Origin of the sequence: Pseudomonas arcuscaelestis (genome assembly GCF_016881005.1) — a bacterium.
Classification (GTDB): Bacteria; Pseudomonadota; Gammaproteobacteria; order Pseudomonadales; family Pseudomonadaceae; genus Aquipseudomonas; species Aquipseudomonas arcuscaelestis.
On record NZ_JACOPV010000008.1, the window covers coordinates 24595 to 49208 of the forward strand.

Here is a 24614-nt window from a genome sequence, read left to right on the forward strand (position 1 = left end):
TTACAGGGGAATTCTTGGATGACGTCTGCGCTGATCTTGTTCCGGAGTGCCATTGCCATGCCGGCATCCGAGGTGAGGAAGTGAACAGCACCAGGCGAAGGTCCTGGCCGGTCACCTGAAGCTGGAGCTTTTCGCCTGCTGCTTCAAGGGTACAGGCGTAGTTGTGGATTCGGTGGTCGTTCATTTCAGCGAGACCCCGGTGATAGAACGGTGGGAATCGCTCAGGCTCGCCAGGGCTTCACGCATTTGATCCCGCTCACCTCGTGTGTGGTAGTCGGTGTATGCGGAGCGCATAAGCTGCTCCTTCAGGTAAGCGTGCTGGGCCTGCAGTTTCAACGGATCCCGAGTTGGGGCAAGCGCTGGATCCAGGTAGACGGTTTTAAGCTTCATGCGAACTTCCTTTGAATCGACCCCGCGGTGGTGTGGTCACGGAGCTGGATAAATTGCGCGGTCGGGCACGCCATGGGCTGCCGGTTGAACCGCTGACCAGGCAATGATCTTTTGGTTGGGGGTGTGCCAGAAGCCCCCATTCATTTGCGCGGTACACTGGCCAGCACTTCACCTACTCAGGAAAAACAGCAGATGTGTGATGCAAGCACTCTGGAATACACGGAGCCGGATGCTGTCGTTGACGCACGAGGGTTGCAGTGCCCACTGCCACTGCTCCAGGCCCGGCTTGAATGCAACCGAATGGCGGATGGGCAGGTGCTACAGGTCGTGTCGACGGACGCGGGTACCCGGCGAGACTTCCGAACCTTTGTTCAGCAAACCGGGCACGAGTTGATAGGGGAGGCTGAGGAGGAGGGTGTATTCGGGTTCTGGGTGAGAATAAAGCGCCCAGCTTGAACTGGTGCGGGCCGGATTACCGGCCCGATTTGCTCGAATTACTCGCTCGGCGCTGCTGAGTTAATTTCAGCAAGAGTCGCCAAGTTCCCTTTGAACGCGGCGGCGAATGCTGGGCGGTTCTTGGCCATGAAGATACCGAGATCTTCACTCTGCTTCTCAGTGAGTTCTGGGAAGTTTCGGGCCAGGGTTTCGGCAATGCCTTCTGCGAGTTCAAGCATTTGATCATGGGCATCAGCTGACTTGCGGTCCATAAAAATCTTAGCCTCATCCCGACTACTACGGTAAAGAATTTCAACAGCCATTATTGGCCTCTCTTCTGGGTTTGGTGTTCGACCTCTTCGGTTTAGCCATATGGCTACCGCCGGCGAAGCCGTTACAGGGTGGCCCCCTGAGTAGAGAGATTGTTGCCCTGACCAGCGCGTGCCAGAAGCGGCAACGTCAAATCTTCTTCCGCGTAAGCGCTTCCGGTTGCAACGTAGGCCTGGCCCATGTCGCTATCGATGGCAAACCCACGTTTCAGCTTCACTCCAAACAGGCCCATGCCGTGGGCCGGGGTATGCCAGTGGTCAAACTCTTGAACGGTCAGGGTGTTGCCGTGGACCACGATAGCCGGGATATGCAACAGGCTTAGCTGAATGAAGGCCATGTGGACGGCTCGAAGGTCAAGGTCGACCAATGTGACGTGGAGGTGCTGCTGGAAGTTGATTCCCAGGTCCTGCATCTTGTGGGCGAAGGATATGACCATCGCTCCAGATCCGCAGCTTGGCTCCGAGAGGGTGATGAAGCCTCTCCGGGCGACGTCCTGGTGGATGCGGTCGGTGTCCATAGCCAACTGGGCAAGCAGATTTGAAATCGACGGTGGAGTGAAGAACTGACCGCGTGCCGCGCTTGCAACGCCAAGGGTCATGTACAACTCACCCAGGATGTCAGCGGGTTCCTCATGCAGTGCTTGAACGAGCTGCTGCAGCAGCTCACTGAAGCGGTGTCGGTCTTCAGGCTTGTACTTGTGGAGCAGCTTGAGGTACAGCGCCTCACGCTCCTCGCGACCGGTGTGGTCATACGCGTTGCGAATGGCGATTGCTGCCATCTCGACGAAATCTGTGAAAACGCTCTGCGCCGGGTAATAGCGGATCGCATCGATGGCGCTTGCCATCGACTTCAGGTGTTCTTTGGTGCTGGGCATTCTCTGCACTCCGAGTTGGGATATCTCAGAGTCTGGCGGCGGTGAGGGTGTGCCAGAACCATAACCAGAAAAGGAAATAGCGTTTTGGATTGCAAAGTGCGCTGCTGCCGATAATCTATGGGCCAGGCCGCGAGCAGCCTGCCCCCTCCGCCGGTAACGGTACGGTGAATGCCGCCTCTCAAGCAGAGATTCAAACCCAAACATCAGCCTTGAAACCCTCATGGCGGTGCTTTTGGCAAAGGAGGGCCCTAGCCGTTTCGACGGACGCGCACCGCTGGAGAGACTTCATGCAAACCGTTGCTCAATTCAAGAAGCGGGCGGATCGCCTGCGCACCCTCCTGCAAGAACATGGCTTCAAGGTCACACGCGCAGTTTCACTGGAAGCTCAGGCGGCCCAGGAAGGTGTTCGGGACTGGAATACCCTTTCATCGCTCGCTGCAAACGAGTCGAAAGCACCTAAGGTCAAGAAGAGTTCTTTGCCGCTGGAGCTACTTCGCTCGCCGGCAAATAGCTACCAGCATCTAGCCGAGTGGATCGGCAAAGACCTGCCTGCGAAACCTTCTCCAGGCCTTCAGGCTGAGCTCGAAGAGATTGAACAGGCTATCAATGATGGTGCGCTGTTTACGTCGGTCTGGAAAAAATCAATACCCGTAGGGTGGGACCGATACTGGTGCTGCAAAATGGAGAGCGATATCCCAAAGGACTTGAAATGTCGCCTCTGCGGGATCAAGTTGAGGCTGGAAAGTTGCAATTTTTTCAGGTCGATGATGTCCGATATGGCGACCTTTCAGGCTGTACGTCGGGCGCTCAGTCATGCTGTCGAACGTTCGATTTTAGGACTAGTGCCATACGTCCTTTTTGACCACCAGCCCAGTATCCTGGAAAGAGTCTGTAGGGTGCATGCTAATGGGATCGTTCATGTAGCTGCTAAAGAATTTGGACTAGACCATCATCTCACGAATGTGTTGAGCGATCGCCTTCATCCTGGCCGCGAGTTAGGCCTGGGTTACTATCCTGATACCCGATCAGTTATGGCTACCCTGTCTGAAAATGGTATTAGCTCTGACCAGGCTCACAGCCTTGGATGGCTTAGACAAACTCCGATACCAGAATCCCCTAAAACGCATCCCCCATTCGGCTTACCTTACGGCCTGGTTGTTACTTTCCTTGAAGATGCCAGTGGAGGACCTGCAAGCTTTTGGGGGTATCGGCCGAAGTCCTTGAGGGCCCGTGACGGAGAGGGTTCTGATCCTTACGTCGTTGGCATGGGTTACCCACGAGATGCCGTATACCTATCCCACTTGATTGATGAGCGCCCAGTTGTTCTGGTCACTGGATTCATGCATGCCCTTACCCTCCGCGATAGAGGAGTGAATGCGGTTGCAGTGCCCTATCTTGGCCTGATGTCTAAGGCCGCAGTTGAGGCTGTCTTTCACCGAGATGGCAAGGTAGTCGTGGCAACCACCAAATCGCATTACAACAGCGAGAGTGGGGGTGGGGCTATCTACATTCCAGAGCTCAAGAAGCGGCTGCTTCACATGAACGAACTAGAAACGTACGAGGGACCGAAAGGTTTCATGGTTGATAGGTTTCTTGAGGATCTGAATGCAATCTGGGCAGGACAATCCGGGGCGGAGCTATCCTGAATTTGATATGTGCGTTTTGGCTCGCAGATACGATAATTTGACGTTATGTTGCTCGGCGAGCCAATCAGTGACTCGAGGTCAGCTCCGCATGACGCAGCTGGCCAGATCTAACAAAGGAAATCGTACGTGAAAAAAGTAGTCTTGCTTGCCGCCGCAGCCCTTTCTCTCGCCACACTGGGCGGTTGCGTAAACGGGAAAAGTCCACTCGATTACGAGACCGGTACGTTCGTCTCGCCAGCACAGGTCCAGCAATTCAAATCCGCGAATGCTAAACAGGAGCAGGTGGTCAAGGAGATCGGCTACCCATCCTCGAAGTCGGAATTGAGCGGCAAAGAAATGTGGCGCTATGACTACAATCTCATCACGGCGATCCCGTTCGTGGGTCAGAACAAGGCTGAAGCAACGGTCTTTGAATGGTCGAAAAGCGGCAAGCTGCTGGACGCCTACAAGACCAACGGCGGAAACGGTTCCTCGAGCAACCCGCTGCTGAAAGCTGCCGGCATGTAATGGGCAAGTCATCCGCGTAGAAAAGGGGCTTCGGGCCCCTTTTCAATGCCCTTGAATTAGTCGCTCTGGCGAGTGGCATCAGCCCCTGCTGCCTGAAGGTGAGAGCAACGTTGTTCTCGACGCTACCTGGATGATCATCCGGGCCTGCTAAAGTCGCGGACATATTAGTCAGTGCGGATGCCGGCGACAGCCCGGCACCGGTTAACCGCTAATACTCCGCCGTCAGTAGGAGGGTGGTGAGAGAGCGATCAGCCTCTGTGATCACATAGATGGTTTCCTCCCTGCCAGACTCGAGGAGGACGCTGTACTTGGCAACAATGCGATCTTGGGTGGCAGGATCGAGAGCCGCCTCATTCGACGCACAGTCATCCTCACCCATTAAACCCCAATCACCCGAGATGTATCGGGTGAGGACAATGTCGATGACTGTCTGGCGGTACACAGCGGACTCGAACAGATCCACAAAGCTACGCGTGCCAACGACACAGCCCAGCTCGAGGCGCGGCAGGGTGTGGATTGCGATGGCGGCACTGCGGGTTGTTTTGGTTCCTGGTGGTGTGTTCATGTTGGCGCTCCTGGATGAATTAAATCCATGATCACAGGAGATAGCTGTGCCACCAGCGACAGGTTAGATAGTCTGATTCAATGGCACGGCACTGGGTTTGTATCTGGACTGAATGGGAACTGTGCAGGTTTCCCAGTGGGTACCGGTATAGAGGGTGATAGCAAACTTGAGCCGGCTTTCAATGCTGTCATCCCCATAGGATTGCTGCAGCAGGATGAGGCACCTCTGCATAGCCGCCTTCTGATCAGCCCTGAAGGTGTTGAATCTCATGTCGACACCTGGGAATCCAACGGCACCGGCAGTGCCCTCGATATATGCTTTCCGCGCTGAGGGATCGAACATGGGCTCCGCCGCGCTCAGTAGCTTGTAGAGGTCTTTGCCTCGCAGGCTGTTGACGGCTGCGATGATCGAGGTATCACGTTCCTGCAGGCTTCCAGTTCGCTCCCTGTAGGCAATAGCCAGCATCTTCCCAAGCGCACGATCACTCATTTCCAGCCCTGCAAAGGCAGACTGGTATTCAGCCAGTGGCCGTCCTGCGACCTGGTCAGCGGTGAATGAGTCCATCAACTGAAGAGCCTGGCCGGTGAAGTCGTTGTACTCCCGGATCTTCACGCCGGCGTGGATCGAGCCCAGCACGGTCACCGCAAGGATGCAAAGCGCTGCGATTGTTCGAGCAGAGGGTTTGCCCCGCCGCGGTGCGTCCTTTTCAGGTGTGCTCATGTCCATTGATCCCGTGCAGTCTGGCCTGTGTGGATTTAACTATAGATGCCCGGCTCCCCAGCTGGGGAGATCGGCAACAGGGCGGGTAGCAGCTGATAGGGGGCCGATGCTTGCAGAGTAAATAGCTGCACCAGGCCGAAAAACAGCATTCAAACCGATATGGTAAAGGGGAGGGAGAGGCAGCGAGCAGTGACAGATGGTGCATGGGCCGGCGGGTTATTACGTACACCCCGCCGGGAGATTAGTGCTTGATGCCGTGGGGCGGGAATTGAATTTCAGGATCTTCACAGCGTCTGAGAAGACCTTCAATCTGCGTACTGTAGAGGACCCAGTCCGCGCAGGCATTGGCGACCATGTCTCGCATTGAAGTGTTAGAGGACTCCTTCAATTCGTCGCGCACGCCGTCAGGGAAGCGAACGTTGTAGTTGAGGTTCAGACCAGCATCCGGGTCTATCCGCTCGAATTGCGCTAAGACCTCTTTGCCGGCCTTAGCGCCAAGGCGATTGACCAACAAGTTGCGCATGGTGATCAAACGGCGGTGCCCTTCAAAGTGGCTGATAACCGCCAGAGCAACTTCGCTGTTGAAGCTGCGGAACTGGCCTCGAGCTACATTTTCGACAGCCTCTTTGAGGGCTTGCGGAATACGCAGCACAAATTTTTCAGCTGTCCGCGACGGCGCCGCTGGAAACGCGGTTTGCGGTGATGCAGTCACGCTGGAAGAACGAATCATTTTGGTGCCCTCAGGGCAGATGTAAAATCGAGCGAGGCGCATTGTCCACTGAACTTGCTACTTTTTCCAGTAATCCCATGGCGACAAAATGTCCACCAAGGGGCTATCTGGCTGTCCCAGCCCACTGGCCGCAAAGCACAGGGGCTGGTCCGAGAGGTCATAGACCCTTGATGCTTTCGTTCAAGATTTCGATGTTGGCTGGCCCATAGCTCTTCAGTAGTTCGTCCTTTATTTCTTGAGAATAGGGGTAGGGGAACACCTCAACCTTGCCAGGATCAGTCGCGATAATGGCCAGGGTGGCCTTGGAGGTTGCTTCTCGCAGCTCCTTGACCATATCCATCTCATCTGCAATCTGCGCGATGGCCAGGCGCATGAAATTGGAGGGTGAAGTCGGTCGGATAGCAGACTTCGGAATTTTGCCTAGATCGAGCTCGAAACCGTGATTTAGCAAGGTCTGGATGATCTGGTCTTGCAGCCCCTTATTGAGGACCAGGGTGAATTCGTTCTTGCGGGCAGACCCCGATGCCGAACCCACAATGGCACCGTAAAAAAGGATGGTGCACGACCAAGAGCGGTGCTCCGCCCGGCTTGCCGGGCCTTTCATGTTACTGAGGGTTAATTTTGCAGCATTTGCGGCTCTGAGTGCTTCGAACATGGTCTGGATCCACTGGTTGTGAAAGTCCAGCATCAGCGGGTTCAAGACGTGCCAGAAGCGGGTGGCTGCGATATGTTGTGTAGTCGATTTCGGGTCAGTTCAGATGACAAGGCCCGCACGTGGCAGGCCTTCATTCAGACATCGAGAGGCTCTATTTTACGATGTAGGCCGTGAGCACTCGAAGGTGAAATTCCCGGATCTTGGGAATGACGTCGCGCGCTTCCAAGGCCGATGCAGCACTGCTCGACGTAAGCTCGTCCGTGCACTCCACGAGGTGGGCGCGGGCCAGTGTTTTGGCTCGGGTGGAAATGTCCGGGCAAACCACGCTGACGCAAAGCTCGAACTGGTCTGGCGATAGGGTTGCGATACGTGTGCTGTACTGGGCCTTCAGCCTGGCTAGTGCGTTGCTATGAGCCTGTTTGGTGATGGATTCGAATTCAGCTCGCGCATCAACGGGTTCCATGCCTTCAACCAACACACGCCGAAGTGCAGAGAGCATTTCGTTGCTGGTGCGCGGGCCTGCATGGGTGTTCAGAGTTACGCAAAGGTCGAACTCTTCATCACTGATCTTCAGGGCGCGAGTTGATTTGTTGGTCATGAGTTCTAGCCAGTTAGTTGTCGGGGTCTTCGGTCAATCCACGAGCTGTGACCTCCGCGGCCGCTGTGGCGTAGTCATCTCCGCTGGCAATAAGTGACTGGGCCAGCTGGATGCCCTCCTGAGTGGCGTCGCCGAATCCATGAGATGCGACAAAGTCCTCAAGCGTAAGCACATCCATCAGTTGTTGTTCCAGATGGCGACCATCCCAGTCACTCCCATCCCACCAGGTGGCAGCATGAGTGTCGCAGCAGGGGAAGTAGGAGACGTTTACGCCCTGGTCGACGGATTGGGCAAGCACGCGTGTGGCAGGAAGCCTAACACCTTCAGCGTTGCAACAGTTCATGTGGCAGAGCACAACAGACGACATTTGAAGCCTCGTATACTTCGATTGGGTTGAGCAATCCTCACCGGCGGGAGGGCGTGTCAGAACCCTATAAATCCTGAACGGTCGCTTAATGGCCAAGCCGCTCCATATCCTCGTCGGTATGAGTGCTACCTCCGCGGTTCAGCCGTTTATAGAGATCCTTGAGGGTTGTTTCATCCCCGATGTACTGGATCTCCAGATGAGGGAATGGTTGTGTCAGGAATCGGCTCATTTGCTCAGAGCGGGAAATGTCGGACCAGTAGATGCTTCCGAAAATAGGATAGGTCCCGTTGAGGAAATCCCTCACCGCAGACACGCGCTGCTGACCGTCAACCAGCCAGCCGGACATTGGAGCGGGTGCACCACTTGTGCCAATCCAGTCGCGCCCGTTGACCACCAAAAATCCTGCCCCAAAGCCAAGAAATATGCCCTCCACGTAAGCAATCTTCTGTACCGGCAACATGAAGGCAAGGACGTCTACCCCATTCATGATTTAGCATGGACAAAACCACGGCGTAGACACCCTATGGCAACCCTTGAATTTATTAGCCACAGCCCTCATCGCGCGGAAGTAAATGACGGAGCAGTAAAGTGGGTCCAGGCCCAGAGAAGGAACTGCTTTTCAAATCTGCCTCAAATTTGCTGGAGGGATGAAACCCCTTGGCGTGAGGCGAACCTCTGGGCGCTTCAAAAAGCCGAGAATAGGAAAACGAGGCCAACCACCATCACTACGTTTATGCGGCACATCACCGCTTACGCGAAATGGCTCGAGGCTGAAGGAATAGATTGGTGGCACTTCCCAGCAAGAGAATCAGATCGGTGTCTAGTCAGATACCGCGGCAGTCTGATTAACGCGATAGACAGTGGCCAGCTCGTATCTTCAACAGCCCAACAACGAATGGGCGCAGTGATCAGATTCTATAAGTGGCTTATGGCAACAAAGCTCCTTTCTCCTGAATGGCCAGCCTGGCAGGATCGCCACATCGGAATAAAGATAGTCGACCGTTTCGGTTTGGAAAGGTCAATGGGAGTAAATAGTACAGACCTGAGCATCCCTAATCGGAGAGCTGACACTTCAAGTCTTGAAGAAGGTTTGACTCCGGTACTCACTGCTGACGTTGTCAAAATTCTCAAATTCAGCAACGAGCACGCTAGTGAAGAACTCGACCTACTACTGCGGTTAGGCTTTGGCACGGGAATGCGGATCGGCACCCTGACTGATTTGAAAGTCGATACAGTTCTTAATGCCGTGTCTGCGTTTAATTTTCCAGGTTTTCATTGCCTTAGCGTGGGACCAGGCGCACAACCTCCGGTTGCTACTAAATTTGGAGTTACAGGACAAATATTAATCTCTGACGAAGACCTGAGATTATTAAAATCCTACATTAGTAGCCGCAGAAGGCTTTTGCGGCAAGCAAAGGCGAACGCAGAAAATCGAAACCTCGTATTCCTGACGAGACACGGAACTTCATACGTAGCCTCAGATGGCAATGCGAGCAGGACTGTAAATGTAGAGTTAGGCCGACTCAGAAAAGCTGGGCTTAGGGAAGGAATAAACGCGTTCCACAAATTTTACTTCCATAGATCTAGATGCACTTTTGCGACTGAACTCGCCCGAGCAGCTTGCAAAGCGCTTCCATTAAGCGATGCTATTCAGTTAGTCAAAGCGTCGATGCTTCACAAAGATGAGGCAACGACTATTAAGTATATAAAGTTCATTGAACAGAGCGCTGACATGGCTGAGCTAGCCAATGAGTTCACCCGCAGGTTCTTGGGGCTAGGTAGGCAACAGGACGAGGCATGACCGAACAAACCACTGATTTTGAATTGAAGGGCCTCGCCTATGGCACTCATGAAAGCCCGTATGCTTTAAAAGCTCTTTTATACTTGGGCGGAGCAGACACGCCTAAAAACAAACTGGACGCTAGCATCCAGGCAGGATTGATCACTCCTAGAATTGCTGAGCGCAGAGAGGTGGTGAGTCTGATGTTCGAGTACTTTAGCGGCCAGATCGCTAGAGGACTAAGTCAACGAACTATTGAAAAACGTATTATCCTAATCCGCTTCTTTTTTGCGTGGGCGGACGGGAAGAATATAGACATCGATCCATCCAATTTTGCTGAGACTTATGTAGAGTGGGCTGAATCATTGCTGCATCGAGTGAATGTGGTGAAAGACCTGAAGATCATGACGGCCTATCGCACTGCAAAAGATGTGGATCTAGTATACAGAAAAATATTTGGGGTTAGGTCCGGCCCCATCAAGCTTACTAGATTATCCGCGCCTCGCGACACAAAAAAAGTGTTGGGAACACAGGCCGACAAGCAAAACCTGGAAATTCTTTTTACGTTTGGACGTATTTTAATATGCATATCTGAAGCTCTAACTAAAGAAGCTATATCAGGCCCCCTTCCTCTAATCATAACGTTCGAGAACGGTACTACGCTGGAAGAATGGTCTGGTTTCCCACGCCCAGACCGGTTTCAGAACATTGAAAACGTTAAACGTAGTAGGACAGACAAACAAAGGATTTTAGATACAGCCCTGCGCCGTCAAAATGATACGTCCCTTCAAACAAGGCACCCCTTGATAAACCTTCGGATAGAGGCAGAACTCTTAATTTTTATTTCGCAGACAGGTCTGAATCTGGCTCAAGCATTCAAGCTTAAACGTGGGAAATTTCGGTTTCAAACGGACAATGACGGAACTGAAGTCTATAGAGAATATAAGAAGCGCAAGCTCGGAGATGCCGAATTTAGAATATTCAAGGAATATAGACCACTATTCACGCTTTATCTTGAGTGGCTGAATAGTATTTTCCCCGAGGAGGAAGAGCGCCTTTTCCCCTTTGTATCTAAGTATCAAATCAAAGCCTCCCACAAGGCTCCAACCTTCCAAGCTATAACCAGGCGGTGTAAGGAACTAAATGTTAAATACTGTGGGCCAACCACTTTACGCGGTGCACGCGTCAACTGGCTTGTTAGGCAAAATCACGACCCAACAATTGCGGCAGCAATGTCCCAGCACACCGTTAAAACTTTGCTTCGGACGTACGAGCGCCCACATCATCAAGCTGCAGCCGCACAGATTTCCCGCTATCACAGGGAACGAGACCCCTTCGTGGCAGCACCGGCCCCTGGAGCCTGCTCAGGGGAGGAAGGGATAGGTGTTCACATTGTCACAGCTCCGTTGAACGCTCCGTTATCAGATTGCAGAAGCGCTGCGGGATGTCTTTTCTGTGAGTATCACAGGGATGTGGATTCACTTGATCACATTTGGGCCTTAATGACCTACAGGACATTGAAAGTACGTGAGGTGGATCGCTTCAGACCGCTTAACGGATTTCCCTATGATCATCCCGCTCTACTAGTCGTGAATCGCATAACCGAAAAGATGGGTTTGTTCGAGTCATCTTCCGAACAACGTTCTCAATGGGTTGATGAGTGTAACAACCGTATGCTTGAGGAAAAATATCACCCTATGTTCGACGGACTGATACAGCTCATGGAGCTTTCGTGATGGACATTGCGTTCGCGCTAGGCTCGCTGAAAATAGAAAGCGACTCAATCAAGCCAGACTCCCCGAACTATACCTTGAAAGACTGGCCCCCTGCCGATGACTTCCCCATAGTGATGGATGCCCAGGGCAAAGTAATCAGCCTTTATGGCGATTCAGTATGGGACATCACCCCATGGTCCGGGAGAATCCGATCTCTTAACTTTGGAGATGGCCGACGCCGAAAAAATGACCCAGGAATCTCCCCTGAGAATAGCGCTCTTTTTCGTCAGACAGTAGCATGGCTGCTCTACCGTCCAGGCAAGGTAATAAGTGCAAGAACTTTATATTCTAAGTTCACTACTTTGCGCGTATTCTTCGTATTCTGTTCGCTGTCAAAAATAAATGCTTCGGACATCTGCAGATTCCCCATACTTCTAGAGAAGCTTCCAACTGTTATTGCAAGGGGCGGACGAAAAAATTTCATTAGCACGATGCACTCAATTTGGGAATCTCGAAAATCGTTAGGATTTAGCCTTCTTGACAACATTGCTTTATCGCAATTCGCTGGACAAATCGTTAAACACGAAAAAGCGCAGACAGCATATATACCTCCGCGGATATGGCTTTACCAGATAAGCCAATTGAAATCCTGCATTGATGATTTCCTAGCCCACTCCGCGCAAATCGAAGCCTGTTTTCGGTTTATGCTTGATGCTTACAGCCACAATGCGGGATCTCTAGAAAACGCTTGTTCTAAACAGTTGCCCGCCCATCGACGACCATTCAACAAGAAAAATCATATCCTTTCTGGCAAGACGTCAGGCTGTATATTCCATGGCACCTTTACGGATACTCTAGAGAAATTCGGATTAAACTCTCTTTTTGACCGATGGATGAATGACGTCGAAAAAAATGGTGCCGCTGCAATGTCAGCGTATTTCACATTCATTAGCATGGTATGCACAGCATACATAGTTAACTTCTCACTAATGAGAATTGATGAGGCGTACTCACTTCGATCTGACTGTTTACGCATAGAAAAGGACGATATGACTGGGGAGAGTATTTACATCCTACAAGGCGTAACGACTAAGACTGTTCAAGATGACGACGCGAGGTGGATCACATCGCCCTCAACAGAGATCGCCGTAAACGCCTTAAGGTTAATCTCATCCTTACGAAATATCGCTGCTATAGCCAATCCGGATGTTCCTACCATCGAAGAGGACCTCAGAAACCCATACCTGCTACTAAGACCCTATGAGCCTTGGCGCAGAAAATCAGACTACATAGGTCAAAATCTCGACGTCAGACCCGCGATACCATCATTTAACACCTGCATCGGGTCAAACAAAAAGCTATTTGACGAATCGTCAATCTCTTTGACAGGAGCGGACTTGGCTACGGCTTTGCTTGTTACTCCAAGTCTTGATCCTGAGCGATATGCAATAGGAAAGCCATGGCCGCTGTCTTGGCATCAAATGCGAAGAACGGGGGTCGTCAATATAGTTTCCTCAGGCCTTGTTACAGATGCCGCAGTTCAATATCAATTGAAGCATGTAACCAGAGCAATGACTCGTTACTATGGAAATGGGCACCTCCATATGAGGTCAAAATTTAACGAGGCGGCTAACGCTGAATATGTTCGCACCATGTACGAGGTCGTAGCGCTCGAACTGTCAATGCTATCGACATCTCGCTTCATGAGTCCTCACGGCGAGAAGAGAAAGGAGCAGATGCTGTCAATTATCAGTGATAAGGACCATAAAGCACTCATTGGCGAAGCGCAGCGGGGAACTATCGATTATCGTCCCACGTTTTGTGGTGTATGCACGAACCCGCATCCATGCCCTTTCGGTGGATGGGACAATGTAGCTCGCTGCGCAGGTGCCGACGGTCGGCCAGCATGCAACGATGCACTATTCGATATGAACAGTCTTCCTCGCATTCGTTCGCTTGGTGAGGTTCTGCGGAAACGACTAGCTTCTGCGCAGCCGAACTCCCCCTTGGAAGAATCGCTGAAAATGCAGGTGAAAGCTGTGGAGAACATAATCAATGTCATCGCCATCTAATGACGGAAAGCAGGTCAGCCGAGCGGAGGTGGCCTTCAGAAACGCCTTTGATCGGTTGAAGCAGAACACTCCGAACCTATTGCCGAAAGGAAGTCCTGTTAGCCAGAATAACGTCGCTAGGGAGGCAGGCTTAGATCCCTCCGCGTTGAAAAAAGCCAGGTTCCCTATTCTCGTTGCTGAAATTCAAAGCTGGGTCAGCAGTCATGGAGGTCAAACTGAGCCCAAGCAACAACACTCCGCCAATCGAAGTGAGAAGCGAGATCTGCGTCAGCAATTGGCTTCAATGAAAGCGCAACGAGACAACGCTTTGGGGCTCCTAGCAGAGTCGGATGCCCTCATTCTGCAATTGACACACGAGATTGAGCGATTAAAAGCAGTAAAGGCCACGGCTCAAATCAAACCAATCTGGCCCGGTGTCTCAATGTAGGGCAATGCCGGTCTCGTTACGGCAATCAACCGTGGACACTATAGGTAGAAACGTCCACGGTTTTGTGTATATTGTATGGACATCGCTAAACCTAGCTGAAACGCAGGTGCGATGTACCTTTCAGAGATGTCCATGCCTCTCCATGATGCCGTTGCCCCTGGCTTAGGGACCAGACTTCGTCTCGCTGCCAGGTCGGCAGTACAAATCGCATAAGTTTTCGAGAGTCAGGCATCTGGGCCAGATCTTTCTCCACCGATGGAGTAGGGATCAGGCACTCAATGGTATACGAGCGTGTGATGCCATTAAGCAGGCGTGGTGGAAGCATAGCGACAACTCCGGATTAGGTTCTATCGCTATGTTGCGCGGGGACTAGTCGTGCCAGAAGCCTCAGTCTCGCTTGCTGCGGCACGGAATTAACGCCGGATCGTCTGCCGGCACGCCATTGGCCTCTGCCATCGCCCGGTATGATTCAAAGAGCTCGTGCCCACCGTCCGTTGCGTCAAGCCACTCCCCCTTCATCTGCTTGAGCCGCACTCGCAGGTTGTGTGCCGCACCGACCATCAAGAAGCCAGCGCATACCGCCGGCCGCTCAATTCCTCGTGAGTGGCAGCCGAAAGTACTCTGTGCCATGTCGTAAGCGGTGCTGGCTGAATGCCTGAACGCATCCGCGGGGAACTCACCCACTGCATCCTTGCGCCATGGGCATCGCTTACAGGGCCGCTTGCAATGAGCCCCTGTGCCGCCGGTCACAGTGACCACATTGTGGTTCCAGTCGGCCGGACGCACCTCAGTAACAGTTGGGGTCTTCATGGTTATAGTGGAGATCCTTCTACTCGGCCAGGCTGCCGTAGCCCGGTACCAGGTCGAGACTGATGTCTGCGCCACTGAGCTTCAGCAGGCTCGCTTGAGGATGTTTACGCGCTTCTTTGGCATTGAGTCCAAACGCTTTGAAGATGGGCAACCCGAAGGACAGGTGCTGCTTTGGTTCAAGGCCGACGATCTTGCCAATCTGAGGTAGCGCCTTCGTTAGCGCGGCTTTGCGTTGAACCCAAGGGAGCTCGGAGATAATACGGGCTGGACGGATGTAGGGCGATCCGTGCTGGTCAAGGGCTTCGTAGTCATAAGGCTTCATTAAGGACACATTCCAAATTGAGTGGACGTATCTTCCAACGCCTGGCGGTGTGCCAACAGCATGCGGGCACACATTCGGCATTGATCCGCTTGTAGATGCGCCCCAACCCGATCGCTAATAGACCGGAAATGTTGCGACACTACATTTTGTGCCGCTTACCAGCTGATCGAACAAAATACTTAGGGTAGTTTGAAATGCCAGGTTGGGGTTCCGTTTCTGGACCTTCTAGAACTCGAATCCCTGCTGCTCGGGAACGCTGTACTGCTGCGCTCTCTCTGCAACAGGTTGGGGCTCTGGCTCGGCCACCGGCGTGGCCGTAACGAACACAGGTTCAGTGATCTCACCGTTCTGAATACGCAGCGCTTGCAGCTCAAGATACGCCTCAAGGTACGGGCGGAACTTTGCTGCGTGGAGGCCTCGGGTGGAGAGGTCTTGCCCCTGTGTCTTCGCGCGGTTGGCCAGGTAAGTGCGCTTGTTCATGCTGATCAGCTCAACAAAGCCGGCGTTGTACCAGCCTTCGATCATCTCAATGATGCTTGGCGTATTCTCTTTGAAGATGGATTCAGCTGACTTGTGCGCGGTCAGCAGGCGGTTGTTAGCTGCCATGATCTTGTCGTCGAGCTCTTTGACCCCACACCATTCTCGCAAGGCCTCCCGCGAAGCACCCTGGGCACGGGGCAGTGTAAGGCCGGTGACCAAGCAGAAAGTGTCCTTGCCGACCTGATTCAGGCCATTGCATATGTGCTCGATGCTGTAGAAATCACGCTCAACAATGCCTGCTGCCAAACGAACGTGGTATTCACGGACATCGCGGGGTTGCCCAGCGCACTTAGCGTGCATGGCCTGCTGATAGAGCAATGCGATTGATTGGATCAACTCTTCACGTGGCAGGCCGGAGTGAAGGAGCGGAGAAGTAGATGCTTGGGCGGCGCACGACATTTTGAACCTCGATCAATTGGTTGATGAAGTAAATTGTCGGACCGAGAGTAGTGTGTCAGAAGCCCTAAGCTGAGGGCTTCCAACGAGAGCTTTAATCGAATCTCACTTGCAGGTTGTAACCGTCACTGCCCGGCCAGTCAGTCCGGACTACCGAGATGTTGACCTGGCCAACCATCGCACTAGCGTTGCCTTCCCGGGAGGTAATGGCTTTGGAAAGCTGGGGTGGCATGCGTTTCCCGGTGAGTTTTACGCTGAGGCTATGAGAGGCCTGCAACAGCAGCTGAAGGCCCATTGCGGGGGCCTGGGGCTGGTTGACGTTCAGTGCCAATCTAAGGGTGTGAGCTTCGGCCGCATCACCGTTGGCTAGGTAAGCGAGGTTGTTCGGTGGGGTCCCGCCGCCGATATCTTTAGCGGGACTGCTGCAGCCTGCTTCATCGGGGCTGCTGACACGCCACTCACCGGTAATGAGCCCCTCAGACTGCATGTAGGTGCAGGCAACACTCGGATCGGGGTTAGGGAGGGCTGCAAGGGCCGCCCTGCTGACCAGCGATAGTGCAAGGCCAATGGGTAATAGTTTTTTCACGCATGCTTCCTGGTAAGGGTTGAGTTCTGGACGGGTGCAATGTGCCGTCGACCGGTTGATTTCATCAACTCGCTGCGGCGTAAGCTTCGAGGGTGAAGTACTCACGGATGGAGTCATTGCAGCTGACATGATGGGGACCTGGCCATTCCTTAACCCATTGTGGGGAATCAACTGCCATCCGAAGCTCATCTGTGTCGTGGTGGTTGTCGATCAGTTGCAAGGCTTTGGTCTTGCCCATCCGCAGAATCTCGGAGGTTACGTCGATATTGGTCGGCCCCGGGGCAACTTCTACCGCGTAGTCGTCCACCCACACCTCTGGGTGGAAGGTTGCGATGATCCGTTGGCCCTCACCGACGGCCGCCAGATACCAGGACGTGAACTCGATTGCGGTGGCTCCATCTTCAGCTACCGGGAGAAAGTCGACTTTGAAGTTCTGGTGGGCGATTTCATGAGAGGGTTCTCCATCGCGGGAACATGCAAAGAGCGCGTACTGGCCCCGGATGTGGGAGGGTTTGTAGCACACGATTTTTTTGGCAGCGTCCTTGTAGTAGACGCGGCAAGTGCCGTTGTCGGTTTGCTGAAAGTGAAGAAGCTCCATGGGTGTACCTCGTTTCTGTGCCTCGTGAGTGGGTGCGCCCATGATTGGGTGCAACTCGGTGTGGCAAAAGCCTCAAGCTGCTTCCTGGGTCTGCTTAGGCAAATAGCGATCGACCAACAAACGCATGCGCCCGGTATCAGGCACGTTCGCTTCGAACACTCGGCCCGGATCTGTAATGCCGGCCGCTTGTGCTGCTTTTACCCCTAGTAGCTCGATGATTGGCGGGTCGGAGCCATCTTGCGAAACCAGATACACAGATAGGACTGGGTTCTTCTGCCCATCTCGATCAAGGCGACCTGTTAGTTGATCGTGTACTTTCGGGGACCAGTCAAGCTCACCGTGCAGCACTACGCTGCACCGGTCCTGCAGGCCATCGAGGCCAGCTCCAGAATGCAGGGAGAGAATGAGTACGTTCGTTTCACCCGCCAAGAACCGTCGCTTGGCTTCTTTCTTCTGCGCGGGGGACTCGGAGCCTGTGTACATAGCCGGGTTGAAGTCAGCCAGCTCGGACAACCAGATGTCATAGACCGCCCGGTGCCAGCCCGCGAGCACAATCGGCGTATTGTCCTCAAGGAACATCCGGGCGTATTGGGCAATGACCCGGGCCTTGGATATGCCGGTAGCCTGCCGAACAAGCATATCTAGCTCTCGTCCAGCCTGGCCACGCTCTTCGAATGAACCCATTTCGTAGCGCATCGCTAGCTTTTTCGCCAGTTCTTCAATGGAGCGAAGAGCTTTCTGGTCGTGAGCAATATCCTCCACCATGGTGTTGACCTTCGGTAGTTCCCGCCCTACATCCGATCTGAGCCTGCGGAGGAAGACCTTTTGTTCCCGGAGATAGGCTCCGAGTGCAGCCGAGTCTGCGACGTGCTTACCATCAGTGCACCATTCGCGTATGAACTCTACGCGGTTACCCAGAACATCGGACTGCAGGATCTCGAAGATATTGAAGATCTCAATGCCATAGTTATGGACCGGTGTGGCTGAGAGCCCGAGTCGGAAGTCAACATGTTGAGCGAGGACGAACGATGATTCCCCCTTGATGCTTTCCGTTCCTTTGCGCAGACCCTGAATTTCATCCCAGCACGCGGATTTGAAGAAGCGCTCTCTGAAGAGGTCGACCCAGCCCGCCAGTTTGCCATACGTAATCACGTAGACATCGCTTTCGGGCAAGTCGTATGGGGACCCTGTTCGGATGATATGCGCAGTGAGGTCTGAGAACTCCTCAATCTTGGACTTCCACTGGTCTTGCAAGTGAGTCTCCACGATTACAAGGCCTGGCCGGCACGCAGGATTCAGAAGCCACATCACAGTAGCTGCAGTCTTGCCCAGCCCAATATCGTCGGCTAGCAGAAGAGTGCGGGTGGCGTGAGCCAGATCTGCTGCCTGCATCTGGTAATGGCGGGTCTGGCAGGCGGGCTTAAGGCCGGCAAAAGGAGAGGGGGCGTAATCTGGCAGCAGGATCGTCTCAAGCTCTGCCTTACGGGCTACATACCCTTTCTGGCCTTTCCTCAGCGCGCGGGCGTCCGAGTCCGAAATTTCAAGCGGATAGCGGCTGGTGAACCAGGAGAGGTCGCTACAGTGATCAAGGTCATTAGGGAAAGTGAACAGATCCACCTGCGTCTTGGAGACCCGGGGGAATAGTTGTTTGAGGCGAATCGCAACGTGCGGAACAAGACCTTGAATTAGCCAGGTGCGCTTGTTGTCCGTCAGGGTGAGTTGGCCGTAAGAGCTCATCGCAGCCACCCCCGGCCCAGCGAAGCAAACAGTGCTGGCTTGTCGCCTATCATTGGAGGGATCTGCATGGCAGTTCCGCTCAACAGGACAATGCCATCGAAACCCTCGTGCTTGGAGTAACGTTCGAGCTGTCGGTAGATCTGCATTCGTTTGGCACGGGTTTTCATCTCAAGGACGATTGAGAACCCGCCTTCGGATATGAGGAAGTCAGGGATGTCCGCATCAGAAAGTCGATGTTCGCGCTTCACTGTGAAACCCGACCCTGTGAGCAAGGTTTCCATCTGCGTTTGAGCGAATTTCTCGTCCCTTGTTTCAACGCGCTGGTGGCTGCAAAAGTGGGCTACTTTGGCCATTGCCTTTCGGATAGCGACTATGCGCTCATCGCTGCCTGTGGCTTCAACGGGGTGTGCTGTCATAGGGGATGTACCAAGGTTGTTATTAACCCCAGTACACCTTAACGGACCAATGATCGCTACCCAAAACACATCATCGAAATTTAGTCCGCTATTCCCTATCAGACATCTGCAATTCCAATGCGTTGTTGCGCAAGGAGGGTGTGAGGCTCTGCTACTGGCTGTGGATCTCGCCTCAATGCGATAGCTTGCCTGGCGCTGACGGTGGTGTTTGATCGCCTGCGTCTCGTTTGTTGGCTCTGCGTGCTGCGATGCGGGCCTGGATTCGTAGCCGCGCTGCCTCTTGCTCTTCACCGGAGGTTGGGAGCGCCAGGGCCAGCACATGAAAGCGCGTTCGCTCTGCTTGTGTCATCCAGTCGAGTACGAGCATTCCAGCGGCGTCGCCCGCCATGTAATGGCCTGATGGAGCAGGGAGCCCCGTGCGATCACCCGCCTCATAACGGGCTTTAGATGCTTGAGTCAGGGTTTCGCGTTCGGCGCTTATCGCTTCAACTGACATTTCCTTGCGGATTGCTTCGGCGAGGATCTCGTCGGATGGCATGCCGATATCGCCTGCAGGATATTGAGCCGAGATGGGGGTGCTGCTGTTGGATTGCATGGGCTTGCCCCTTGAATCATTGATGGATCAATGATTCATCAGTAACCGAGGTGGCAGAAGCCCTATGAGGTTTTCGAGCCCTTGTGAGGGCTACCTACAGAATGACATCGCGGAACAGGTACGCCGCGAGGAGTAGCTGGAGCAGCAAAATCAACCTCAAAGGCCGTGATAGCAGCCATCGGAATGCAGTAGGAACCCTTGGGTTGGATGCGACCTGGTTAATCACCTGCTCCAGTTGCTGAACAAACTGCCGGAACATGAAGGTGGGGTCGTCAGCGCTGACGGGCCTGGCTGGGTATTTAACAGCATCAGATGCTGAGCGAGGTATTTTCTTTGGTGCCGCGGCTGCAGCTGCTTCACGCTGTGCCCGAAGGTTCGCGTCGTACTTGAGGCGTTTTGCTGGGTCCGAAAGGACCTCATATGCCTCGGTGATGATGCGAAAGATCCGGGCTGATTCATCCGGGTTGTCGGGGTTCCGATCGGGGTGATACCGCTGTGCCAAGGCTTTGTAAGAGGCCTTGATGACAGCAGGGTCTGCGCCTTCCTGGACCTGCAAATTATGATAGTGAGTGCGCATAGTCGATTCGAGTCTGATGGAGTGTGTCGGAGCGGCCTATTGGCCGCCCATCACCGGCAGCAAGAGCCAATGGTATATCCCGTTCATAATAGTGATTAGGAAGCAGGCCTGCAGCATGAGCAGCCATCGGGCGCGGATTATGCGCGCGTGACCAGCAAGCAACAGACTGCTGAACAAGAAGAGGACATACCCGTAGGGCGAATAGCTGACATTCAACGACAGTAGTACTGCCCCGGCAATCCCCGCCACGGTGCCGGTGAACTCAAGAAAGCGTTTCAGCTCGAATGCCATTTCCGTCCCCTCGCAAGTTGGTAGTAGGATTGTCGATGGGATGCTGGCGTGCCACCAGCCAAAGTACCTATACGTTTTTAGGGTATGGGTCGTAGTCATGGACGCAGAACGGGCAAAGCGAGGCATGCGGATCGGCACCATCTACGCCGTGACGTTCTTGGTCTGCATGGGTGCCATAATCGTGGTTTTCCTGCCCCAGCTGGGGCTGTCAAGGCTAGGTATCCTGGGCCTGTTATTGCTGGGCCTGGGGATCGGCTCCTGCGTGGGTTGGCGGAACAGCCATAGAGGACCAGGCGTCGGCAAACCTTAGCCACTGGCGCGGGTCGCTGGCCTATGGTTGAGATGTCACCTCGAACAGCCTTCGCTTCTCGACGTCACCCGTGGATTGCCGCCGTTGCATTCCATCTCTCAGTCAGGAATTTGTTCAACGCAATAGAAACACTGGTAGCCGTCAGCGGCTCGGACCTGAACGTAGGTGCTACACAGCTCCTGTAGAGCGCTCACCGGCAGCTCCCCAAGCCTGCTCAGTGATAGCGAGCCATTGGGCTCAGTCTCGTCCAGGCCAATGGCTGCCAGCGCGCCCAGGCAGGCCTCCTGTAATTCCTCATACTCTTCAACACGCGGCAGGAAATAGCCGGTGATGCGCATCAGCGCTTCACTCTCGGACGTGAAGAAGAGCGGGCCGATGATTCCCTCAGATACCTTTTCCTCCATTCGGACATCGCTGAAGATCATGACGTGGGAATAGGGGATGTCCCTTTTCGGTTGTAGGGGGAGTGCTGACATTTTGTCTCCAGGCGGGGCCATTTTTGGCCCCGAGTTGATTAATGGTTAGGCTTCATTGGGCTCAAAGTCTTCCCACAATCCGTGCTGCTGGAGGAGAGCTTTCAAGGCGCTGGAGGAGGCCTTCGCATCTGATCCCTGCTCACTGTCGAGTACGACCTCCCGGGCGGCACTTGCCAGCTCTTGGAGTTGCGCTCGTAGAGAGTTCGGCATTGTGACCGAGGAATGATCGCCAGGGACCTCTATGGGAATGCTATCGGCCTCTACAGCACTCCAGACAGCCTCGCTTGAGAGGCACTCATTGCCGTCTTCGTCGGCCAGAAAGGTGTTGCCGCCCAGCCGCTGACCTTCGGCATTGTCCCAGTGCATGGTTGAGCCCCCGGCCTCCTCATACTGGATCTCACCATCAAGCTTGATAATGTCCTGGGCTACGCCGGCGGGCACAAAATCAATGGTCTTTACCAAGCGCAGGCCGGTGGCAGGATGGTAGGGGTATTGGATGTTCGACATGTGAGTAGCTCCAGTGCTTGATTACTGGAGCCATATTCATGCCTGCCCTGGTGTGCCAGAAGCCTCCCCAAGATTATTTTCGTCCGGGGGAGGGCTCATAGTTCCGCTGCTATGTAGACGGACAGATCACAAGCATCCAGAGGCCTGTAGCTGTTCATAACAGGTAGAATCCTCAGCTCGGAATTGAAGGATGCTATTCATGCCTCAGGAAAACATCGCTGCCGGCAGTATCGAAGGTGAAGTGGTTAGCTTCGTCCAGGCCAAAGGGTATGGGTTTGTTTCTGGTGACGATGGCGAGCACTATTTTTTCCACCAGAGTGAGGTGGTAGGCGGCGCGGCGCTGGGAACCGGTCAGCGGGTTTCATTCATCCCTGTCCCCACTCCACGAGGCTCAAAAGCAACCCAGGTTGTACCAGGTACAGCATCCACTCTTATCTATGTGGATCCGAGCGACTTCGTTTGGTCGAAAGGGGGACCTCCAAAGGGCATGGAAGTAGTCCTGGGCACGGGAAGCGGATGGGGCCAGTCCAATGACCCAAATCAGGCACGTGAGCTGCTGAAAGGAAAGGCGCGGGAGTTCGGTGCAAACGCAGTGTTGAACGCAAGAATGGAGAAGTTCACAGGCAGTGCGGCGTGTAGCAATTATCGCTGGACGATGCATCGGTTCTACGGGGATTTTGCCGTTGTACAGGTTGTGACTACCAGTTCCGACCCTGCAGCCATCGCTGACTCGGAAAACCGAATGCTTATGCTTCGCGAGTGGTGGGAGAGCAAGCAAGCACCACAAAGCGATGCATGGGCAATTGATGCCACAGAAACCCGGCTGATCGAGCCTGAGAAAGTGACGCTTGTGGTAGGTCTTCTACTCTCTTGGTCCAGAACACTTCTCAAGATTCTCGGCCTGACAGGCCTGTTTTTCTGGAGGAAAGCCGCGGCGTTTGTGAATGAGCGTCTCTCATCGAGCAGTGCTCCAGGCAAAAAAAAACCGGATGACCTTGGGGAGTAGGTCATCCGGCACAACACCTTGGGGGGCGATTACTTAACGCAATGGACTCAGGCAACATCCTGCTGCCTGACCTACAGAGTAACGCCTTAATTCAGAATGACCAGCCAAAACACCCTATCGTTTTTCAATCGAGGTTTCAGAGCTTGGTTAGCAATTGTGGTGAGGTCACCCTGTTGAATGCTTCGGCGATCAACACACACAGCTCACTGTAGGTGTCTGCCTGCAGATTGAGGTTTTCGCCGTTTAGCAGCGAAGAGCCGTCACCCCAAAGCTCGCCCTCCTTCAGAGAGATTTGTGCCTGGCAAGCGTATAGGTCAATGTTGATCTCCCCGTAGAATGCCCGACAAACCGCGCCTGGTGGACGAAACACATGGGCAGTCAGCCGGCGACTACCACGGTGCTCAACCTGGTGCAGGCTGGCCGCAACATCGAAACCAATCACGTGGCCACGGGGCAGCTTAAGGTCACGCTTGAGTTGATCGAAGACGTCGCTTGCAACGGCGCGGGCGCTGTCGGCGATATTCCTGCGAAGGGCTTGCAAGAGCTGACCCTTAGAAAATCGCCCCATCATTGAGACAACAGTGAAACCACTGTGCTTGGCCTTAGTGAACCTTCCATCACGCTCAAACGTGATGCCGGCTGCGGAGTAGTTCATGTCGGAGCAAGCCAGAGCATCGAAGCAAGCAGCGCGGACGCGCGTGCCCAGCATCTCTGTTTCGCGTACATCGAGTTTAGGTGGCATGGTGGATGTCGATTCGCTTGGCGCAGTAGTCATCTCAAGAGTCCTGGTGATCTGTTCAATGAGGCCATCTTGAGTTGGATGTAGATGTGCCAGAACCCCAAAACCAAAAAGCCCATGCCGGGGTGGGCATGGGCTTATGAACTATGGGGATGCCCGAAGGCTTTCGAATCTTCAGCAACTTGCACAAAGGCCGTGAAGCAGTAGAGTCTCGCGCCCACCCCGGGGCAAGAGAATTAAACCATCACTGGCTAATAGCTGACCATCCAAATCACGCCTTCGGAATTCAGTTCTGGGCTGTCCTCGGGCGAGGAACGTCATTTGGGAATTTCGCGAGGTGATTATCCATTGCCAGCTTGCCCGCAGCGGCTACTTGTTCTGGTGTAAGGGGCGTAGGTTGGAGGACGGCCGTTTGAACCAGGACATGCACGTTGGATCGAGTGAACCAATCGAGTAGAACAATGTGAGTACCGTGGGCATGCTTGTGGTTCGCTAGAACCGCCCACAGCTTTGAGCTTCTGGTGTAGTTGAACATGACAGCAATCAACCGCTGATGCTGACCTTCTTTCTGGCTATCAACGGTGCGTTCATAGTGCTGTAGAGCAGCTTTATAAGCTGTTCCTGGGTCGGCAGGCAGACCGGCCAGCTCCTCGCGCGGAATCCCGTTGTCGTACACGTCCTTTTGCAGCTGCGCCATCAATCGGCTACCGCAGTGATAGCCGTGCGAATAAAGCCAAAATGGTACAACTTCAGGGTTTTCAGGAGTTTGGTCTTGATCAGCACCCCATCCGCTTGCAAGGATCTGGGTAGCGAATTTGTCGCCGCGGGGCTGGTTAGTCATGCGATGTTCCTGAGTTATTTGGTGAACACTCAGGTTGGAGTAGGTTAGTGCGTGCC

The 24614-nt window shown here is 53.8% G+C and carries 32 protein-coding genes; 8 read left to right on the top strand and 24 right to left on the bottom strand.

Annotated features, from left to right (window positions below; genetic code table 11):
- Positions 1-180: 180 nt before the first annotated feature.
- Positions 181-390 carry a hypothetical protein gene (locus tag H8F21_RS13360; protein WP_203584489.1) on the bottom strand — a complete coding sequence of 70 codons (210 nt, stop codon included), beginning with the start codon at positions 388-390 and terminating at the stop codon, positions 181-183.
- A 192-nt stretch (positions 391-582) separates the two neighbouring features.
- Here H8F21_RS13360 and H8F21_RS13365 point away from each other — a divergent pair, with 192 nt between their 5' ends.
- Complete coding sequence (locus tag H8F21_RS13365; protein ID WP_203584490.1) at positions 583-846, top strand: sulfurtransferase TusA family protein; 264 nt, start codon at positions 583-585, stop codon at positions 844-846.
- A gap of 38 nt (positions 847-884) precedes the next feature.
- On the opposite strand, the gene H8F21_RS13370 is transcribed toward H8F21_RS13365, so the two are convergent.
- Together H8F21_RS13370 and H8F21_RS13375 are read right to left on the bottom strand one after the other, a co-directional pair.
- The gene (locus tag H8F21_RS13370; RefSeq protein WP_203584491.1) at positions 885-1148 is read right to left on the bottom strand and encodes a YebG family protein; all 264 of its coding nucleotides are present in this window, start codon (positions 1146-1148) and stop codon (positions 885-887) included.
- Between the two features lie 71 nt (positions 1149-1219).
- Positions 1220-2029 (bottom strand): N-6 DNA methylase, encoded by an 810-nt coding sequence (locus H8F21_RS13375; protein ID WP_203584492.1) that lies wholly within the window; start codon positions 2027-2029, stop codon positions 1220-1222.
- Positions 2030-2316: 287 nt separating this feature from the next.
- Between H8F21_RS13375 and H8F21_RS13380 the strand changes: the two genes are divergently transcribed.
- The gene (locus H8F21_RS13380) at positions 2317-3675 is read left to right on the top strand and encodes a glyoxalase superfamily protein (RefSeq protein ID WP_203584493.1); all 1359 of its coding nucleotides are present in this window, start codon (positions 2317-2319) and stop codon (positions 3673-3675) included.
- Positions 3676-3801: 126 nt separating this feature from the next.
- On the top strand, positions 3802-4182 hold the full coding sequence (locus H8F21_RS13385) for a hypothetical protein (protein WP_203584494.1): 381 nt from the start codon (positions 3802-3804) through the stop codon (positions 4180-4182).
- A gap of 208 nt (positions 4183-4390) precedes the next feature.
- On the opposite strand, the gene H8F21_RS13390 is transcribed toward H8F21_RS13385, so the two are convergent.
- The 7 genes from H8F21_RS13390 to H8F21_RS13420 all read right to left on the bottom strand — a co-directional run bounded on the left by H8F21_RS13390 (position 4391) and on the right by H8F21_RS13420 (position 8304).
- Positions 4391-4747: a hypothetical protein gene (locus H8F21_RS13390; RefSeq protein ID WP_203584495.1), complete on the bottom strand. Its 357-nt coding sequence runs from the start codon at positions 4745-4747 to the stop codon at positions 4391-4393.
- 63 nt (positions 4748-4810) lie between these two features.
- Positions 4811-5467 carry a hypothetical protein gene (locus H8F21_RS13395; protein WP_203584496.1) on the bottom strand — a complete coding sequence of 219 codons (657 nt, stop codon included), beginning with the start codon at positions 5465-5467 and terminating at the stop codon, positions 4811-4813.
- A 241-nt stretch (positions 5468-5708) separates the two neighbouring features.
- Complete coding sequence (locus tag H8F21_RS13400; protein WP_203584497.1) at positions 5709-6197, bottom strand: Arc family DNA-binding protein; 489 nt, start codon at positions 6195-6197, stop codon at positions 5709-5711.
- A 157-nt stretch (positions 6198-6354) separates the two neighbouring features.
- Positions 6355-6852 carry a hypothetical protein gene (locus H8F21_RS13405; protein ID WP_203584498.1) on the bottom strand — a complete coding sequence of 166 codons (498 nt, stop codon included), beginning with the start codon at positions 6850-6852 and terminating at the stop codon, positions 6355-6357.
- 151 nt (positions 6853-7003) lie between these two features.
- Positions 7004-7450, bottom strand: a complete 447-nt coding sequence (locus H8F21_RS13410) for a hypothetical protein (protein ID WP_203584499.1) — start codon at positions 7448-7450, stop codon at positions 7004-7006.
- Positions 7451-7463: 13 nt separating this feature from the next.
- Positions 7464-7817: a hypothetical protein gene (locus H8F21_RS13415; RefSeq protein WP_203584500.1), complete on the bottom strand. Its 354-nt coding sequence runs from the start codon at positions 7815-7817 to the stop codon at positions 7464-7466.
- A gap of 85 nt (positions 7818-7902) precedes the next feature.
- Complete coding sequence (locus H8F21_RS13420) at positions 7903-8304, bottom strand: hypothetical protein (protein ID WP_203584501.1); 402 nt, start codon at positions 8302-8304, stop codon at positions 7903-7905.
- A 36-nt stretch (positions 8305-8340) separates the two neighbouring features.
- Here H8F21_RS13420 and H8F21_RS13425 point away from each other — a divergent pair, with 36 nt between their 5' ends.
- From H8F21_RS13425 to H8F21_RS13440, 4 genes are read left to right on the top strand one after another with little or no spacing between them, the layout of a single operon-like run.
- On the top strand, positions 8341-9618 hold the full coding sequence (locus H8F21_RS13425; RefSeq protein WP_203584502.1) for a site-specific integrase: 1278 nt from the start codon (positions 8341-8343) through the stop codon (positions 9616-9618).
- Positions 9615-11333, top strand: a complete 1719-nt coding sequence (locus H8F21_RS13430; RefSeq protein ID WP_203584503.1) for a hypothetical protein — start codon at positions 9615-9617, stop codon at positions 11331-11333. The genes H8F21_RS13425 and H8F21_RS13430 overlap by 4 nt, the downstream gene beginning before the upstream one ends.
- Positions 11333-13384: a hypothetical protein gene (locus tag H8F21_RS13435; RefSeq protein WP_203584504.1), complete on the top strand. Its 2052-nt coding sequence runs from the start codon at positions 11333-11335 to the stop codon at positions 13382-13384. Before H8F21_RS13430 ends, H8F21_RS13435 begins: the two co-directional genes overlap by 1 nt.
- Positions 13368-13811 (top strand): hypothetical protein, encoded by a 444-nt coding sequence (locus H8F21_RS13440; RefSeq protein WP_203584505.1) that lies wholly within the window; start codon positions 13368-13370, stop codon positions 13809-13811. Before H8F21_RS13435 ends, H8F21_RS13440 begins: the two co-directional genes overlap by 17 nt.
- Positions 13812-14198: 387 nt before the next feature.
- Here the strand turns inward: H8F21_RS13440 and H8F21_RS29565 are convergent, their stop codons facing one another.
- The 12 genes from H8F21_RS29565 to H8F21_RS13495 form a co-directional block, all read right to left on the bottom strand.
- Complete coding sequence (locus H8F21_RS29565; RefSeq protein WP_236043009.1) at positions 14199-14621, bottom strand: DUF6283 family protein; 423 nt, start codon at positions 14619-14621, stop codon at positions 14199-14201.
- A gap of 19 nt (positions 14622-14640) precedes the next feature.
- Positions 14641-14943 (bottom strand): hypothetical protein, encoded by a 303-nt coding sequence (locus H8F21_RS13445; protein WP_203584506.1) that lies wholly within the window; start codon positions 14941-14943, stop codon positions 14641-14643.
- Positions 14944-15168: 225 nt separating this feature from the next.
- Complete coding sequence (locus H8F21_RS13450) at positions 15169-15819, bottom strand: hypothetical protein (RefSeq protein ID WP_203584507.1); 651 nt, start codon at positions 15817-15819, stop codon at positions 15169-15171.
- A 154-nt stretch (positions 15820-15973) separates the two neighbouring features.
- Complete coding sequence (locus tag H8F21_RS13455) at positions 15974-16465, bottom strand: hypothetical protein (RefSeq protein WP_203584508.1); 492 nt, start codon at positions 16463-16465, stop codon at positions 15974-15976.
- A 64-nt stretch (positions 16466-16529) separates the two neighbouring features.
- Positions 16530-17063, bottom strand: coding sequence for a hypothetical protein (locus H8F21_RS13460; protein ID WP_203584509.1), 534 nt, complete (start codon positions 17061-17063; stop codon positions 16530-16532).
- A gap of 72 nt (positions 17064-17135) precedes the next feature.
- Positions 17136-18800: an SNF2-related protein gene (locus H8F21_RS13465; protein ID WP_203584510.1), complete on the bottom strand. Its 1665-nt coding sequence runs from the start codon at positions 18798-18800 to the stop codon at positions 17136-17138.
- On the bottom strand, positions 18797-19153 hold the full coding sequence (locus tag H8F21_RS13470) for a hypothetical protein (RefSeq protein ID WP_203584511.1): 357 nt from the start codon (positions 19151-19153) through the stop codon (positions 18797-18799). Before H8F21_RS13470 ends, H8F21_RS13465 begins: the two co-directional genes overlap by 4 nt.
- A gap of 235 nt (positions 19154-19388) precedes the next feature.
- Positions 19389-19811, bottom strand: coding sequence for a hypothetical protein (locus H8F21_RS13475; RefSeq protein WP_203584512.1), 423 nt, complete (start codon positions 19809-19811; stop codon positions 19389-19391).
- 94 nt (positions 19812-19905) lie between these two features.
- Positions 19906-20388: a J domain-containing protein gene (locus tag H8F21_RS13480; protein ID WP_203584513.1), complete on the bottom strand. Its 483-nt coding sequence runs from the start codon at positions 20386-20388 to the stop codon at positions 19906-19908.
- Between the two features lie 36 nt (positions 20389-20424).
- The gene (locus H8F21_RS13485; protein ID WP_203584514.1) at positions 20425-20679 is read right to left on the bottom strand and encodes a hypothetical protein; all 255 of its coding nucleotides are present in this window, start codon (positions 20677-20679) and stop codon (positions 20425-20427) included.
- Positions 20680-21087: 408 nt separating this feature from the next.
- A complete protein-coding gene (locus tag H8F21_RS13490) occupies positions 21088-21465 on the bottom strand; it encodes a hypothetical protein (protein ID WP_203584515.1) in 378 nt (125 codons plus the stop codon).
- A 45-nt stretch (positions 21466-21510) separates the two neighbouring features.
- Entirely contained in the window at positions 21511-21972 is a 462-nt protein-coding gene (locus H8F21_RS13495; protein ID WP_203584516.1) for a hypothetical protein, read from the bottom strand.
- 199 nt (positions 21973-22171) lie between these two features.
- Between H8F21_RS13495 and H8F21_RS13500 the strand changes: the two genes are divergently transcribed.
- Positions 22172-22978 carry a cold-shock protein gene (locus tag H8F21_RS13500; RefSeq protein ID WP_203584517.1) on the top strand — a complete coding sequence of 269 codons (807 nt, stop codon included), beginning with the start codon at positions 22172-22174 and terminating at the stop codon, positions 22976-22978.
- 136 nt (positions 22979-23114) lie between these two features.
- Here H8F21_RS13500 and H8F21_RS13505 read toward each other — a convergent pair whose 3' ends face one another.
- Complete coding sequence (locus H8F21_RS13505; protein ID WP_203584518.1) at positions 23115-23753, bottom strand: hypothetical protein; 639 nt, start codon at positions 23751-23753, stop codon at positions 23115-23117.
- A 250-nt stretch (positions 23754-24003) separates the two neighbouring features.
- The gene (locus tag H8F21_RS13510; RefSeq protein WP_203584519.1) at positions 24004-24558 is read right to left on the bottom strand and encodes a hypothetical protein; all 555 of its coding nucleotides are present in this window, start codon (positions 24556-24558) and stop codon (positions 24004-24006) included.
- Positions 24559-24614 lie beyond the last annotated feature (56 nt).

Excerpts from the sequence above, each read along its gene's own strand:
- H8F21_RS13360 (WP_203584489.1), bottom strand. The coding sequence starts at position 390 with ATGAAGCTTAAAACCGTCTACCTGGATCCAGCGCTTGCCCCAACTCGG.
- H8F21_RS13365 (WP_203584490.1), top strand. The coding sequence starts at position 583 with ATGTGTGATGCAAGCACTCTGGAATACACGGAGCCGGATGCTGTCGTT.
- H8F21_RS13370 (WP_203584491.1), bottom strand. The coding sequence starts at position 1,148 with ATGGCTGTTGAAATTCTTTACCGTAGTAGTCGGGATGAGGCTAAGATT.
- H8F21_RS13375 (WP_203584492.1), bottom strand. The coding sequence starts at position 2,029 with ATGCCCAGCACCAAAGAACACCTGAAGTCGATGGCAAGCGCCATCGAT.
- H8F21_RS13380 (WP_203584493.1), top strand. The coding sequence starts at position 2,317 with ATGCAAACCGTTGCTCAATTCAAGAAGCGGGCGGATCGCCTGCGCACC.
- H8F21_RS13390 (WP_203584495.1), bottom strand. The coding sequence starts at position 4,747 with ATGAACACACCACCAGGAACCAAAACAACCCGCAGTGCCGCCATCGCA.
- H8F21_RS13395 (WP_203584496.1), bottom strand. The coding sequence starts at position 5,467 with ATGAGCACACCTGAAAAGGACGCACCGCGGCGGGGCAAACCCTCTGCT.
- H8F21_RS13400 (WP_203584497.1), bottom strand. The coding sequence starts at position 6,197 with ATGATTCGTTCTTCCAGCGTGACTGCATCACCGCAAACCGCGTTTCCA.
- H8F21_RS13405 (WP_203584498.1), bottom strand. The coding sequence starts at position 6,852 with ATGTTCGAAGCACTCAGAGCCGCAAATGCTGCAAAATTAACCCTCAGT.
- H8F21_RS13410 (WP_203584499.1), bottom strand. The coding sequence starts at position 7,450 with ATGACCAACAAATCAACTCGCGCCCTGAAGATCAGTGATGAAGAGTTC.
- H8F21_RS13415 (WP_203584500.1), bottom strand. The coding sequence starts at position 7,817 with ATGTCGTCTGTTGTGCTCTGCCACATGAACTGTTGCAACGCTGAAGGT.
- H8F21_RS13420 (WP_203584501.1), bottom strand. The coding sequence starts at position 8,304 with ATGAATGGGGTAGACGTCCTTGCCTTCATGTTGCCGGTACAGAAGATT.
- H8F21_RS13425 (WP_203584502.1), top strand. The coding sequence starts at position 8,341 with ATGGCAACCCTTGAATTTATTAGCCACAGCCCTCATCGCGCGGAAGTA.
- H8F21_RS13430 (WP_203584503.1), top strand. The coding sequence starts at position 9,615 with ATGACCGAACAAACCACTGATTTTGAATTGAAGGGCCTCGCCTATGGC.
- H8F21_RS13435 (WP_203584504.1), top strand. The coding sequence starts at position 11,333 with ATGGACATTGCGTTCGCGCTAGGCTCGCTGAAAATAGAAAGCGACTCA.
- H8F21_RS13440 (WP_203584505.1), top strand. The coding sequence starts at position 13,368 with ATGTCATCGCCATCTAATGACGGAAAGCAGGTCAGCCGAGCGGAGGTG.
- H8F21_RS29565 (WP_236043009.1), bottom strand. The coding sequence starts at position 14,621 with ATGAAGACCCCAACTGTTACTGAGGTGCGTCCGGCCGACTGGAACCAC.
- H8F21_RS13445 (WP_203584506.1), bottom strand. The coding sequence starts at position 14,943 with ATGAAGCCTTATGACTACGAAGCCCTTGACCAGCACGGATCGCCCTAC.
- H8F21_RS13460 (WP_203584509.1), bottom strand. The coding sequence starts at position 17,063 with ATGGAGCTTCTTCACTTTCAGCAAACCGACAACGGCACTTGCCGCGTC.
- H8F21_RS13465 (WP_203584510.1), bottom strand. The coding sequence starts at position 18,800 with ATGAGCTCTTACGGCCAACTCACCCTGACGGACAACAAGCGCACCTGG.
- H8F21_RS13470 (WP_203584511.1), bottom strand. The coding sequence starts at position 19,153 with ATGGCCAAAGTAGCCCACTTTTGCAGCCACCAGCGCGTTGAAACAAGG.
- H8F21_RS13475 (WP_203584512.1), bottom strand. The coding sequence starts at position 19,811 with ATGCAATCCAACAGCAGCACCCCCATCTCGGCTCAATATCCTGCAGGC.
- H8F21_RS13480 (WP_203584513.1), bottom strand. The coding sequence starts at position 20,388 with ATGCGCACTCACTATCATAATTTGCAGGTCCAGGAAGGCGCAGACCCT.
- H8F21_RS13485 (WP_203584514.1), bottom strand. The coding sequence starts at position 20,679 with ATGGCATTCGAGCTGAAACGCTTTCTTGAGTTCACCGGCACCGTGGCG.
- H8F21_RS13490 (WP_203584515.1), bottom strand. The coding sequence starts at position 21,465 with ATGTCAGCACTCCCCCTACAACCGAAAAGGGACATCCCCTATTCCCAC.
- H8F21_RS13495 (WP_203584516.1), bottom strand. The coding sequence starts at position 21,972 with ATGTCGAACATCCAATACCCCTACCATCCTGCCACCGGCCTGCGCTTG.
- H8F21_RS13500 (WP_203584517.1), top strand. The coding sequence starts at position 22,172 with ATGCCTCAGGAAAACATCGCTGCCGGCAGTATCGAAGGTGAAGTGGTT.
- H8F21_RS13505 (WP_203584518.1), bottom strand. The coding sequence starts at position 23,753 with ATGACTACTGCGCCAAGCGAATCGACATCCACCATGCCACCTAAACTC.
- H8F21_RS13510 (WP_203584519.1), bottom strand. The coding sequence starts at position 24,558 with ATGACTAACCAGCCCCGCGGCGACAAATTCGCTACCCAGATCCTTGCA.